The sequence below is a fragment of the Agathobaculum sp. TL06 genome, from assembly GCF_054658635.1.
In genome coordinates this window covers 1-11,859 of sequence record NZ_BAAGGY010000004.1, presented here as the reverse complement: position 1 = coordinate 11,859, position 11,859 = coordinate 1, and the positions used below count along the sequence as shown (strand labels likewise).

The window sequence follows — 11,859 nt, the reverse complement described above, 5'->3', positions numbered from 1 at the left end:
GTCCGCGGCGGCGCGCCGTGTTCCGGCGGCTGACAAAAGACTGTGGGAGGAAGCCCCTCCCATGCGGGATGCCTGCAGCGGTCAGACGTACAGATAATCGGCCATGACCGGCTGAAGCCCGTGCCGGCAGATGGCGTCATAGACCTCTTCGACCGAGCGCCCGTCCGAGATTTCGAACTGTTCGTCGCCCTTTTCCTCGCCCGAATGGCCGCCGATGCCCACATCCACGCCCGCTGAGATCTTGGTCGCGGCGATGCCGATGATGTTGTCGCGGAAGCCCGCGCGCTCGCGCGTCGAGATCGTGATGGACGCGAACGGCATGAATATGCGGTAGGCGCACACAACCTGCAGAAGCTGCGGCTCGTGTACGTCCTTCGGCCCCACCTTGTCGTTGTTGATGATCGGCCGCAGACGCGGGCAGGAGAACGCGATCTCCGCGTGCGGGTACTTGCGCTGGATGAGGTAGGCGTGCAGGCCGGTTGCGAACGCGTCCCTGCGGAAGTCGGACAGGCCGAGCAGCGCCGCGAAGCCCACGCCGCGCATGCCGCCCATCAGCGCGCGCTCCTGCGCGTTCAGGCGGTAGGGGAAGATGCGTTTGTGTCCGCCCAGGTGCAGAGTCTTGTATTTGTCCGCGTCGTAGGTTTCCTGGAACACGGTCACATAATCCACGCCGCACGCATGCAGATAGGCGTATTCCTCCACATTGAGCGGGTAGATTTCGACGCCGATCACACGGAAATACTTGCGCGCGCGCCTGACCGCCTCGCCGATGTAGGAAACCGGCGACATGGAGCGGCTTTCGCCGGTGAGCAGCAGGATCTCCTGCAGGCCGGTGGCCGCGATCGCCTGCAGCTCCCGTTCGATCTCCTCCGCGTCGAGCTTGGCGCGGCGGATCTTGTTATGGCAGTTGAAGCCGCAGTAGATGCAGTAGTTTTCGCAGTAGTTGGCGATGTACAGCGGGGTGAACATCTGCACCGAGTTGCCGAAGTGCTTGCGCGTTTCGGCCTGCGCGCGCCGCGCCATCTGTTCGAGGAAAGGCGCGGCCGCGGGCGACAGCAGCGCGGCGAAATCCTCGGGCTGCAGCACATCCCGCTGCAGTGCGCGCTGTACATCCGCGGCGGTGTAGCGGTCCGCGTCGTAGGCGTTCATACGGGCGATGACCTCGTCCTGTATTTCCGAGCCGATGTCGTCCATGCCGGGCTGGTACGCCATGTGGTCGGTTTCGGCGGTGATATAGCTTGCGGAGACAAGCTCCGTCTTGTTGTCGTTCATGAAAAAGATCCTTTCCTGCGGTTTTCGGGGGGAACGCGGCTCAATCGTGCAAAAAGCCGGTCAGCGGGGAGGAGGCGGACGCGGTCTCGCGCACGCGCCCCAATCCGGAGAGGTACGCCGTGCGGCCCGCTTCGATCGCCTGCCGGAACGCCGCCGCCATTGCCGGAATGTCGCCCGCGGTGGCGATCGCGGTGTTCGCCATGACCGCGGCCGCGCCCATTTCCATGGCCTCGCAGGCCTGCGAGGGGCGGCCGATGCCTGCGTCCACGATGATGGGCAGGTCGATCTCATCGATCAGGATCTGGATGAATTCCCGTGTCGCCAGGCCCTTGTTCGTACCGATCGGCGCGCCGAGCGGCATGATGCACGCCGCGCCCGCGCCGGCCAGGTCGCGGGCCACATTCAGGTCGGGGTACATATACGGCATGACGATAAAGCCCTCCTTGGCGAGGATTTCGGTCGCGCGTATGGTTTCCTGATTGTCGGGCAGCAGGTATTTGCTGTCGCGCATGATCTCGATTTTGACAAAGTCGCCGCAGCCGCATTCGCGCGACAGGCGCGCGATGCGCACGGCCTCCTCCGCGTTGCGCGCGCCCGAGGTGTTGGGCAGCAGGGTCACGCCCGCGGGGATGTAGTCCAGAATGTTGGCCGCGCCGCCTTCATTCGCGCGGCGCAGCGCGAGGGTGATGATCTGCGCGCCCGCGTGGTGTACGGCGGCGTTGATCAGGTCGAGCGAATATTTGCCCGAACCGAGGATGAAGCGGGAGGTGAATTCATGCCCGCCCAGAATCAGCTTGTCTGCCATAAAAAAGCTCCTTTTTTGTGAATTTTTGCTTGACCGGCTCGAAAAAGGTCGATATACTATGAAAAGAGAAAAAATAAAAGATTTTGAGGTGCCAGTATGAAAAAGTTTATTGAGGAATTCAAGTCCTTCGCGCTGCGCGGCAACGTGATGGATATGGCGATCGGTGTTATCATCGGCGGCGCGTTCACCAGCATTGTGACCTCGCTGACCGACAACCTGATTAACCCGATCCTCGGCCTGGCGGGCAACACCGACCTGAGCGCGTTCACACTGCAGATCGCGGGGATCGAGCTCAAGTACGGCGCGTTCCTGACCTCGGTCATCAATTTCCTGATTATGGCGTTCGTGCTGTTCTGCATGCTCAAGGCGGTCAACAAGCTGACCAGCCTGGGCAGGAAGCCGGATGTGCCCGCCGCCCCGACGACCAAGAAATGCCCGTATTGCTGCAGCGATATCCCGATCGCGGCGACCAAATGCGCGCACTGCGCCTCCGAGCTGCCCCGTGAGGAGTAAGCGCCGACCCCATCCGGAAAAGGCCCGCAGGGCCTTTTTCTTTTTTGCCCGTTACGGTTCGCGCTCGCCCAGCAGCAGGCGCAGCGTCATGGCCGCCTGGTGCGCCGCGCAGACCGCGACGCGCGGCGCCATCAGCCCCAGCCCGTCGGATACGTCGCTCGTCCCGTCTCCGCAGAGGTACAGGCGGCCGAACCGCCGTTCCGTGCGGATGGCGTTGGCCGAGCCGAAGCCTGCCATGCCGCTGCCGGAGACAATGGGGGTTTCCGGCAGCTGTTCGAGCAGCGTTTCGATCAGCATGGCTTTCTGGTCGGGGCGGTCGAACGCCTCGCATACCACGTCGCAGCCCGCGAACAGACGGACGGCGTTTGCCGGAATGATACGCTCGGTATACGTTTCGTAATTTAAGTATGGATTGATTGCTTCCAGTTGTTCCAGGAGGGCGAGTGTTTTGGGGATGCCGATGTCCTTCATGGTATAGTGCTGGCGGTTGAGGTTGGTCACATCGACCACGTCGAAATCGACAAGCACCAGCCGGCCGACCCCGAGCCGCGCGAGCGATACGGCGATGTGGGAGCCGAGCCCGCCCAGACCCGCCACGCCGACCGCGGCGCGGTCGAGCTTCGCCTGAACAGCGGCGCCGTGCCGGCCGGCAAGCGCGTCGTGCAGCTCCTTTTGTGTTAAAACCATCGCATTCAGCCTCCGCCCACGAACTGCACGATCTCGACCGTGTCGGCGTCGCACAGCGCCTCCTCCGCAAAGCGGCTGCGCGGGATGATATGCCCGTTCTTTTCCACCGCCACGCGCTGCGGGTCAAGGCCGCGCGACTGCACAAGGGCCTGCACGGTCATTCCTGCCGGACAGGGCTGCGCTTGTCCGTTTACTTTCATCAAAATACCCCTCTTTTCCGCAAGAAAAAATGCCTCGGTTTCACCATGCGGTAAAACCGGGGCATTTGGATGTTCTGCGATGCGACAGCTTCCCTACGATGGTGCTAACCAACAGGTTCAAAAGGTTAGGCTCTCGCCCTCTCAGCCGCTCATCACGGCACCCTTGCTTGCAAGCTCAGTATAGACCTGATCGGATACGGTTGTCAAGACGGAATTTTCGCGGTATAATAAAAGAAACAAATGTTCGGTGGGGAGGGGACGCTGTGGAACGCACGATCCTGCACTGTGACTGCAACGCGTTTTATGCCTCGGTGGAGACGCTGCTCGACCCCACGCTGGCCGAAGGGCCGAGCGCGGTCTGCGGCGATCCGGAAAGCCGGCACGGCATCATCCTTGCGAAAAATGAGAAGGCGAAAGCGTTCGGCGTGCAGACGGCCGAGACCATCTGGCAGGCCAGGCGCAAGTGTCCGGACCTGCGGCTGGTCGCGCCGCACCGGTCGGAGTATGTCAAATATTCGCGCCGGTGCAACGAGCTGTACCTGCAGTATACCGATCTGGTTGACCCGTTCGGCATTGACGAATCCTTTCTGGATGTGACCGGCTCGGCGCATCTGTTCGGCACGGGGGAGCAGATCGCGGACGAGCTGCGCCGCCGCATGCGTGCGGAGGTCGGGCTGACGATTTCGGTGGGCGTGTCGTTCAACCGCGCGTTCGCCAAGCTGGGCAGCGATTACAAAAAGCCGGACGGGACGACCGTGTTTTCGCGCGGGAATTACAAGGACAAGGTCTGGCCGCTGCCGGTCAGCGCGCTGCTGTATGTGGGCCGGCACGCGCTGGACAAGCTCAGCCGCCTGGGCGTGCATACCATCGGCGATCTGGCCGTGTGCGACCCTGCGTTTCTGCACAGCGTTTTCGGGAAAATGGGCGACACCCTGCTGCGCTACGCCCGTGGGGAGGACGACGAGCCGGTGCGCCCGTTTTACGAGGAGCGCGAGGTCAAATCCGTGGGGAACAGCATGACATTCGCGCATAACCTGGTGGGCGAGGACGAGTGCCGGATGGGGCTGACCGCACTGTGCGACAATGTCGGCCGCCGCCTGCGGCGGCATGGGCTGGTGTGCCAGACCGTGCAGCTCGGCATCCGCGATCCGGAATTCCGCAACCGCTCGCGGCAGGTCACGCTGGAACGCCCGACCAATTCCACGCGCGCGCTGATCGATATTTCCCTGGCCCTGCTGCACGCGCACTGGCAGATCGGCAGGCCGATCCGGCTGCTATCGGTCACGGCGGCGAACCTGCTGCCCGAAGCGCAGTCGTGCGAGCAGCTTTCCCTGTTTGACGCGGCGGAAGCGCGGCAGGCGCGCGAAAAGCAGCGCCGGCTGGACCGGACGGTGGACGCGCTGCGGGAGCGGTTCGGAGACCAGTCGGTAGTGTTCGCCCACTCTGTAAAGAAAACAGAGAAAAACGGTCCGAAAGAATCGTAAAAAAAGAAAAAAACGTCCTGCTTTTTCAAGCAGGACGAAAAACATAGTAAAAGCCCGACAGAGCCGACCTGCCGAATACACCGATGACAATTAGTGGGCTCTAAAGTTCTTATACGCGTTATGCAAATAGTAATAGGGAATAACCAGCAACGCGGCGTTGGCAATAATTAACCCGATCTGATTTTGGAGATGGATAAAATGGATCAACTGGGGGATAAACAGCGCAATTCCGCAGATGACTGCCAGGAAAGACCGCTTGCCAGCCCTTGCCAGAGCGACGAGACCGGAAAAAATCTGAAATGCGGCACCGCAGTAATTTAACGCCAATACCCCCAACGCACGTTCTGGATTGAGCCCCGCGACGCTGACATCGCCTGCAGAAAGCAGAAAATAGGTCAGAGCGATCGTCAGTATGCCTAAAATAATTTGAAGAACGCCCGCGATACGAAGATTTTTTGCAGCTTTTGTCATACACATCACCTTTTATTTCTGTTTTATGGTTCCTGAACCGTTTTGTTTTTATTATACCATACATTTTTCGAAATGTAAATTTTCACGGCATAGAAATAGAACAAGCAGTTGCACTCCAGGCCTGCCGCAGAAGCGCGGCGGCTTCGTCGATCTGGCGTTCGGTCAGGCCGGCGTAGCCGAGCACCAGCGTGGCCCGTGGCGGCTTGACCGGCGGCGTGTAATAGGCGGACAGACCGTAGACCCGCACCCCGACCGCGCGCGCCCGTTCGATCAGCTCGCCCTCCAGCATGCCGTTGCGCATATGCAGCAACAGGTGCAGTCCGGCTTCGGAGCGCGAAACCTCGTGCGGCTGGCCAGCCAGCTCGCGGTCGAGCGCAGCCATGAGCGCGTCGCGCCGCGCCTGGTACACCTTGCGGCTGCGGCTGATATGCCGTTCGAAGCCCCCCGTGCGCATAAACGCGGCGAGCGTATGCTGGTCAAAGCTGGGTACGGTGGAGGAATAGAGCGAGAACTGCGCGCGGTAGCGGGCCATGAGCGCGTCCGGCAGCACCAGATAGCCGATGCGCAGGCCGGGCGCCAGGCTTTTGGCGAAGGTGTTGACATACACCACGCGGCCCGCGCGGTCCAGTTCGCCCAGCGCGGGGATGGGGCGGGAGGCATAGCGGAACTCGCTGTCGTAATCATCCTCGATGATATATCGGTCCGGAGCGGCGGAGGCCCAGCGCAGCAGCTCGAGCCGCCGCGCCGCGGGCATGACCGTGCCGAGCGGGAAATGGTGCGAGGGCGTCAGGTAGACCGCGGAGGCGTCGCTCGCGGCGAGCGCGTCCGCGCGCAGGCCCTGCTTGTCCAGCGGGATCGGGCGCGCCGTGATGCCGTTCACCGCGAAGATCTGGTACAGCTTGCGGTAGCCGGGGTTTTCCAATGCGTACACACGGTCGCGGCCCAAAAGCTGGATGACCAGATGCATCAGGTATTCCGACCCCGCGCCCACCAGAATGTTGTCCGGCGACACGTTGATGCCGCGGAAATCGTACAGGTAGCGGACGATCTCCGCGCGCAGTTCGGCCGCGCCGCAGGGGTCGGTCGCGCGCAGCAGGCGGTCGGAGTATTCGCTCAGCACGCTGCGCGACAGGCGCGCCCAGGTGGAAAACGGGAAGCAGCCGTTGTCCACGATGTTGGTGCGGAAATCATAACGGCAGGCCTGCTCCGGCGCGTCCCGCTGCGGCGCCTGCGCAGCCGCAGCGTGGGACGGGGCGGCCGGCACAGCGAGCTGCCGCTGCACAAAATAGCCGCGCCGCGGCTCGGAGGTCAGATACCCCTCGGCCAGAAGCTGACTGTACGCGGTTTCGACCGTGATCTGGCTGACGCGCAGGTTGGCGGCGAGCTGCCGTTTGCTGGGCAGGCGTTCGCCGCCTGCGAGCGTGCCGGACATGATATCCGCGCGCACCGCGCGGTAGAGCTGTTCATACAGCGGGGTTTTTGCATGTGGATCGAGATGATAGGTGAGCATGGAACCTCCTTGCAGGGTGTGGCCAAAAGCGGGCTTATTTGGCCGCCGCGAATGCGGCGGCTTCTGTTATCCAGCCCAGCAGCTCCGCATCGAGCTGCGTCTCGTCCGAGAGCAGCAGATGGTGCGTCCACCGGTTGGGGTACGGCTCGACCGCCATCCAGATGCGCGGTGAGGGTATCCGGTACGACAGCCCGAAGCTGACCACGACAGACGGCTCGCTGACCTTGCGGCGCGGCAGGGAGACAAACGCAAACCCGTGCCGGTTTTCCAGCGTGATCTGGCTTTTCAGCACGCGGATATGGGTATCCGGACAGGCGGCCAGCACCTTGTCAGCAAAAGCCTGGTACAGTTCAAGCTCGCGCGGGCGGCGGTCAAAAAACCGCAGCGCATCCATCGCAGAAAAATCCGGCATAGCAAATCCCTCCATACTGGCATTGTTATCTTTACAATACCAGTGCAGAGGGATAATGTCAATGATATATACGGTTACAGAACATGGTAGTGCGGGATGATATCCTCGTACCGGCCGTCCTTCCTGCGGAAGCCGCCGGGGATGACGCCGAGCTGCACAAAGCCGAGCCGCCGGTACAGCGCGAGCGCGGGCGTGTTGGTGCGGACGACCGCGTTGAACTGCAACACACGGAAGCCAAGGTCCCTGGCGGTTTCCATACAGTGCCGCACGAGCGTCTCCCCGATATGATGCCCGCGCAGCCCGCTTTTTACGGCATAGCTCGCATTGCAGATGTGGCCGCACCGGCCCACGTTGTTGGGATGCAGGATGTAAAGGCCGACGACCTGGCCGCTCTCCTGATCGACCGCAACACCGGTAAAGGACTGCCCGCTGAAAAACGCCAGACCGGAGGGAAAATCGAGCGTTTCGGTCTGCGGGAAAGCCATGCCCTCCTCGACGACCTCGTTCCAGATTTCGACCGCCGCCGCATTCAGCGACGGCTCGAATTTTTTGACAATGATATCCACGGTGAAGCCTCCTTTTGGCAGTGTGCGGATACGGCGGTCAGACCAGCCCGAGCACGCGTACGATGTACAGCAGTACGGTCAGCGTTACCGCGCTGAACGCGGTGGTCATAACAACGATGGAGGAGGCGAGCTCCGCATCCCCGTGCAGCTTCTTCGCCATAACGTAGCCGGCCGGAGGGGCGGGTGTGCCAAGCATAATCAGGATGGTCACAAGCGCCTGCCCGCGGAAGCCCATCCAGACCGCAACCGGCAGGAACACGACCGGCAGGCCGACCAGCTTGATGAACGACGCAGCCGAGGTCGGTACGATCTTCTTGAGTGCTTTGGCGCCCTCAAAGCTCGCGCCGATGCTGAGCAGGGCGAGCGGCGTGGCGCAGTTTGCCAGCGCGTCGAGCGTTTTGACCACCATGGCGGGGAACTCGACCTGCAGGAAAGAGAACGGCAGCGCGATCAGGATGCCGAGGATGATGGGGTTGGTGACTACACCGTGAAGCGTGCGGCCCGCAAGCCCCTTTTTCTGAGAGGGTTCGGCGGCGCTCAGCGTGAGCGCAACGACCGAGAAAATATTGAACAGGGGTACGCTTGCCAGAATCATCAACGGCACCAGGCCGGCGTTGCCGTAAAGGTTTATCATAAAAGCCATGCCGAGGATCGCCTGCGAGCCGCGGAAAGCACCCTGGGTGAACGCGCCAACCATGGCCTTTTCGGGCAGCAGCAGGTTCGCGCCCGTCCAGATCACGAAGAACGAGAGCAGCGTCGCGCAGAAGCAGAACAGGAAAAAACGCAGGTCGAACTGCTCGGCGATGCTGTTGGAGGAGATGCTGCGGAAAAGCGAAATGGGCAGCAGCAATTTGAACACCAGGTTGTCCATATCCTTCATCGTGGCGGGGGAGAGAAAATGCCAGCGCTGCAGCACCTTGCCCAAAATAATCAGGACAAAAATCGGTACGGTGGCGTTGAGGCAGAAAATCAGGTTATCCATTTGCGGCGCCCCCCATTCCGGCCTCTTCCTGCTGGAAGAAGTCCTGCAGCTTTTCCAGGCTCTGCGCCAGAATAGCAGCCTGCTCGGGCGAGAGCGTGTCCATGACCGACGCGATCATGCGGTCGTGGAACGCGCGGTGGTATTCGTAAGCCGCGCGGCCTTTGTCGGTGAGCGTGACGTTGACCACACGGCGGTCGCTTTTGTCGCGCGAGCGCCGCACGAGATCCTTTGCCTCCAGCTTGTCGCAGGCCACGGTCAGGGTGGCCAGCGTGACGCCGATTGACCGCGCGACCTCGCTCATACGGATCGGCTCAAGCGCGCCGATTTTTTCGATGATATGGATCTCTGTGATCGAGACCGCGCTGCCCAGGCCGTCCGCCATGGCGCGCTCCTCGATTTTATTGATGCGGCCGAACATATCGACCAGAAAGGAATTGAGCTGCTCTGCGCTGGCCATCTATGCACCGCCTTCCCATCAGTTACTTATACTAACTAAATATTAGCATACCAAAACAAAAAAAGCAATAAAAAGGGCTTCCCTTTTAGATGAACACCGATAAGGAAGTTTGGAAAACAAACTAACTTAACGGCTGACAAACAGGTTTGCAAACAGAAACAGAGAGTTTACCATTTTCAAAGTGGTCGGCTCTCTGTTTTTCTATCTCCGCATTGTTACGCAGTAGAACCTCATTTTTGAGGGAAAAGGTATAAATCCCTTACCTTTGATATTTTTGTGTCTGTAAGCCGCTTAAATCAAGGCTTTTTCGCCCTCTACTGCGTAACATTACTATGGCAATTCATATTGCTGTTCGCGCGAAACGAAATCTATGTGTCATTCCGGCTTCCGGTGTTGGATTACCCGATATTGGATTTTCCGACATCGGGTAATCCGACGTCGGAAAATCCAACGCAATTAAATAAAGATATATAAAGTAAAGATTAAATAATTACGGATTTAATCAAATACCTATTCCTTTCCTTTCCGTCTCTTAATGTTTCCTTTACCCATAAGCTGCCGGAATGGAAGCGAAAGGAATCGGAAATATAGAAGTATTATCAGTTGAGAAATTCCACAATTCATAGAGAGCGCAAGCGGTCTATCCGATTGCGCTCTTGATTACCACATAGCAAGGACAGGGAAAACCGTCAAGGACGCGCAAGCGTGCATTTTATCCTTGACGGCTTTCTCTGGCTTTGCTACTCTCTACCTGTCAAAACGAAATTGCAGGATAGCTTTGATAAGCTGCGCTTTCAAACGGTCTTGAATATCGTCGTTGATATGTCCCTGGTATTTGGATAGATACTTAATGCGCGGACTGTAATGCTGTAAAACAACTTCAATCGCTTCCGGCTCTCCGGCGACTGCTTTTTCAATGACTTCAAAGGGTATCAGCTTTTTGTTCCTCATGTTCTAATCTCTCCATTTCTTTTCGTAGCTGTTTTAATGCCGCTAACTTCCAGTAATTCGCTGTGCTTCTGTTCCTTCCATACTCTTTTCCGATTTGAGCGTCGGTGTAACCGAAGAAAAAGTACAGAAATAAAACATTGCGTCTTTGCTCGGTTAATTTCAATAGTGCATCGGCTAACCGCTTACTTGCGACAACAATCTCTTGTCCTTTCAAAACAAAAACAGTCGGTTGGTCGTATTGCTCAAAATAAGTATCTGTTGTGAACGCTTCAAACGACGTTTCAGACATCAAGTATTCAAGCGATACTTCCCGTTGTTGTTTTCGTCCGAAATCACGATAAGCAGTCATTGCCGCATTGTGGAGAACCACCTTACAAAAAGCGGCAAAAGCATACTCGATATGCTCTTTGTATTCCTCCGAATAAATCATCTAACTCACCCCCTTTCTTCCCAGTAGGGGGTATTACAACAAACGCCCATGCAGTCATAAAACCACATAGGCGTTTGGTAATATGAGTTATTTAAGCGTGTAGAATGATATGTGTGTTCATATTGATAACCGGAATATCCCGTTTTATGGAATAGGCTTTTTTAATGATTGAAGAATTTTAACGATATAGAAAAAGGATATGACGATACCTCCTAATGTCTGCATTTGATACCGCCATATCCTTAAAAATGGTTGAATACACCCCACCCAATCTGCTTTTATTAAGAGGAAACGGCGGCTGGAACCGTTATTTCCATACCGCCGTTCAATCTTATTGTATACAGTCTGCAAAAACCGAAACGACGGTATTTGTGTACTGTGTGAGAATGATATGTTAGTTATTTCCTATGTTTTGTAAATATGCTTCGATTGTTTGTACGGCTCCCTCGATACCAATTTTTGATGTGTCGATTGCAAAATCGAAACTTTCAATACTTCCCCATTTGCAGGTATTATAATGATTAAAATGGAAACTTCGTTTTCTGTCATTTCTGCGTATTGTGTCGATTACATTTTCCGAAGTACAGTTATAATACTGAATCGCTCGAAGCGCACGAAACTCGTTATTTGCATAAATAAAAATGCGAACACAATTCGGTAGACTGCGTAAAATTTCTCCTGCACAACGTCCAATCATAATACACGCTCCTTGTGTTGCAAGTTCTCGTATGACTTCGGACTGTGCGTAATATACCTTGTCTCCTGGTGGTGCAATATAAGGTGTATTAAAACCTGTGATTTGCCCCATAGCAATAGAATAAATCATACTATTTTGAGCGTTTTCATCGTTACTTTCAATCAGTTTTCTATCAAGTCCGCTTTTTTCCATGCTTTGCGTAATAAGTTCCTTATCATAAATTGGAATATTATATTTTTCCGCAAGGCGACGACCTATCTCATGACCGCCGCTTGCAAACTGTCGGCTGATACACACAATTTTATTCATGTTAATCCTCCTTTCTCGGGTTAAAAGATTTGCCTGCCACTATTGAAATCTCTTTTATCATAGGCAGAATGAGTAAAGCACAACATAAAAGTGATAGATAGTCGGCTATTACT

At 57.0% G+C, this 11,859-nt stretch carries 15 protein-coding genes and 1 riboswitch; of the genes, 2 read left to right on the top strand and 13 right to left on the bottom strand.

Annotated features, from left to right (window positions below):
• Positions 1 to 81 precede the first annotated feature (81 nt).
• Both thiH and ACYQ3S_RS03215 read right to left on the bottom strand, forming a co-directional pair.
• Complete coding sequence (gene thiH / locus ACYQ3S_RS03220; RefSeq protein ID WP_459687305.1) at positions 82 to 1,272, bottom strand: 2-iminoacetate synthase ThiH; 1,191 nt, start codon at positions 1,270 to 1,272, stop codon at positions 82 to 84.
• Positions 1,273 to 1,312: 40 nt separating this feature from the next.
• Positions 1,313 to 2,077, bottom strand: coding sequence for a thiazole synthase (locus ACYQ3S_RS03215; protein ID WP_459687304.1), 765 nt, complete (start codon positions 2,075 to 2,077; stop codon positions 1,313 to 1,315).
• A gap of 96 nt (positions 2,078 to 2,173) precedes the next feature.
• Between ACYQ3S_RS03215 and mscL the strand changes: the two genes are divergently transcribed.
• Entirely contained in the window at positions 2,174 to 2,590 is a 417-nt protein-coding gene (gene mscL, locus ACYQ3S_RS03210) for a large conductance mechanosensitive channel protein MscL (protein ID WP_459687303.1), read from the top strand.
• 51 nt (positions 2,591 to 2,641) lie between these two features.
• On the opposite strand, the gene thiF is transcribed toward mscL, so the two are convergent.
• A complete protein-coding gene (gene thiF / locus ACYQ3S_RS03205; protein WP_459687302.1) occupies positions 2,642 to 3,277 on the bottom strand; it encodes a sulfur carrier protein ThiS adenylyltransferase ThiF in 636 nt (211 codons plus the stop codon).
• 5 nt (positions 3,278 to 3,282) lie between these two features.
• Positions 3,283 to 3,477: a sulfur carrier protein ThiS gene (gene thiS, locus ACYQ3S_RS03200; protein ID WP_459687301.1), complete on the bottom strand. Its 195-nt coding sequence runs from the start codon at positions 3,475 to 3,477 to the stop codon at positions 3,283 to 3,285.
• Between the two features lie 72 nt (positions 3,478 to 3,549).
• Positions 3,550 to 3,652: riboswitch (TPP riboswitch) on the bottom strand.
• Between the two features lie 88 nt (positions 3,653 to 3,740).
• On the opposite strand from thiS, the gene dinB reads away from it, so the two are divergent.
• The gene (gene dinB, locus ACYQ3S_RS03195) at positions 3,741 to 4,961 is read left to right on the top strand and encodes a DNA polymerase IV (RefSeq protein ID WP_459687300.1); all 1,221 of its coding nucleotides are present in this window, start codon (positions 3,741 to 3,743) and stop codon (positions 4,959 to 4,961) included.
• 90 nt (positions 4,962 to 5,051) lie between these two features.
• On the opposite strand, the gene ACYQ3S_RS03190 is transcribed toward dinB, so the two are convergent.
• The 9 genes from ACYQ3S_RS03190 to ACYQ3S_RS03150 form a co-directional block, all read right to left on the bottom strand.
• Positions 5,052 to 5,432: a hypothetical protein gene (locus ACYQ3S_RS03190; protein ID WP_459687299.1), complete on the bottom strand. Its 381-nt coding sequence runs from the start codon at positions 5,430 to 5,432 to the stop codon at positions 5,052 to 5,054.
• 82 nt (positions 5,433 to 5,514) lie between these two features.
• Positions 5,515 to 6,942: a MocR-like pyridoxine biosynthesis transcription factor PdxR gene (gene pdxR, locus ACYQ3S_RS03185; RefSeq protein WP_459687298.1), complete on the bottom strand. Its 1,428-nt coding sequence runs from the start codon at positions 6,940 to 6,942 to the stop codon at positions 5,515 to 5,517.
• Positions 6,943 to 6,976: 34 nt separating this feature from the next.
• Complete coding sequence (locus tag ACYQ3S_RS03180) at positions 6,977 to 7,354, bottom strand: DUF5655 domain-containing protein (RefSeq protein WP_459687297.1); 378 nt, start codon at positions 7,352 to 7,354, stop codon at positions 6,977 to 6,979.
• Between the two features lie 74 nt (positions 7,355 to 7,428).
• Entirely contained in the window at positions 7,429 to 7,920 is a 492-nt protein-coding gene (locus tag ACYQ3S_RS03175) for an N-acetyltransferase family protein (RefSeq protein WP_459687296.1), read from the bottom strand.
• A 37-nt stretch (positions 7,921 to 7,957) separates the two neighbouring features.
• A complete protein-coding gene (locus tag ACYQ3S_RS03170; RefSeq protein ID WP_459687295.1) occupies positions 7,958 to 8,902 on the bottom strand; it encodes an AEC family transporter in 945 nt (314 codons plus the stop codon).
• Positions 8,895 to 9,359, bottom strand: a complete 465-nt coding sequence (locus ACYQ3S_RS03165; protein ID WP_459687294.1) for a MarR family winged helix-turn-helix transcriptional regulator — start codon at positions 9,357 to 9,359, stop codon at positions 8,895 to 8,897. The genes ACYQ3S_RS03170 and ACYQ3S_RS03165 overlap by 8 nt, the downstream gene beginning before the upstream one ends.
• Positions 9,360 to 10,106: 747 nt before the next feature.
• On the bottom strand, positions 10,107 to 10,310 hold the full coding sequence (locus ACYQ3S_RS03160) for a helix-turn-helix domain-containing protein (protein ID WP_459687293.1): 204 nt from the start codon (positions 10,308 to 10,310) through the stop codon (positions 10,107 to 10,109).
• On the bottom strand, positions 10,282 to 10,740 hold the full coding sequence (locus tag ACYQ3S_RS03155; protein ID WP_459687292.1) for an RNA polymerase sigma factor: 459 nt from the start codon (positions 10,738 to 10,740) through the stop codon (positions 10,282 to 10,284). Before ACYQ3S_RS03155 ends, ACYQ3S_RS03160 begins: the two co-directional genes overlap by 29 nt.
• Before the next feature lie 394 nt (positions 10,741 to 11,134).
• Entirely contained in the window at positions 11,135 to 11,746 is a 612-nt protein-coding gene (locus ACYQ3S_RS03150) for a cytidylate kinase-like family protein (RefSeq protein WP_459687291.1), read from the bottom strand.
• Positions 11,747 to 11,859: the final 113 nt, after the last annotated feature.

Bases quoted from the DNA above. Each gene is read 5' to 3' on its own strand.
- ACYQ3S_RS03180 (WP_459687297.1), bottom strand. From the start codon at position 7,354: ATGCCGGATTTTTCTGCGATGGATGCGCTGCGGTTTTTTGACCGCCGC.
- mscL (WP_459687303.1), top strand. From the start codon at position 2,174: ATGAAAAAGTTTATTGAGGAATTCAAGTCCTTCGCGCTGCGCGGCAAC.
- pdxR (WP_459687298.1), bottom strand. From the start codon at position 6,942: ATGCTCACCTATCATCTCGATCCACATGCAAAAACCCCGCTGTATGAA.
- ACYQ3S_RS03215 (WP_459687304.1), bottom strand. From the start codon at position 2,077: ATGGCAGACAAGCTGATTCTGGGCGGGCATGAATTCACCTCCCGCTTC.
- ACYQ3S_RS03155 (WP_459687292.1), bottom strand. From the start codon at position 10,740: ATGATTTATTCGGAGGAATACAAAGAGCATATCGAGTATGCTTTTGCC.
- thiF (WP_459687302.1), bottom strand. From the start codon at position 3,277: ATGGTTTTAACACAAAAGGAGCTGCACGACGCGCTTGCCGGCCGGCAC.
- ACYQ3S_RS03150 (WP_459687291.1), bottom strand. From the start codon at position 11,746: ATGAATAAAATTGTGTGTATCAGCCGACAGTTTGCAAGCGGCGGTCAT.
- ACYQ3S_RS03165 (WP_459687294.1), bottom strand. From the start codon at position 9,359: ATGGCCAGCGCAGAGCAGCTCAATTCCTTTCTGGTCGATATGTTCGGC.
- thiS (WP_459687301.1), bottom strand. From the start codon at position 3,477: ATGAAAGTAAACGGACAAGCGCAGCCCTGTCCGGCAGGAATGACCGTG.
- ACYQ3S_RS03190 (WP_459687299.1), bottom strand. From the start codon at position 5,432: ATGACAAAAGCTGCAAAAAATCTTCGTATCGCGGGCGTTCTTCAAATT.
- thiH (WP_459687305.1), bottom strand. From the start codon at position 1,272: ATGAACGACAACAAGACGGAGCTTGTCTCCGCAAGCTATATCACCGCC.
- ACYQ3S_RS03160 (WP_459687293.1), bottom strand. From the start codon at position 10,310: ATGAGGAACAAAAAGCTGATACCCTTTGAAGTCATTGAAAAAGCAGTC.
- ACYQ3S_RS03170 (WP_459687295.1), bottom strand. From the start codon at position 8,902: ATGGATAACCTGATTTTCTGCCTCAACGCCACCGTACCGATTTTTGTC.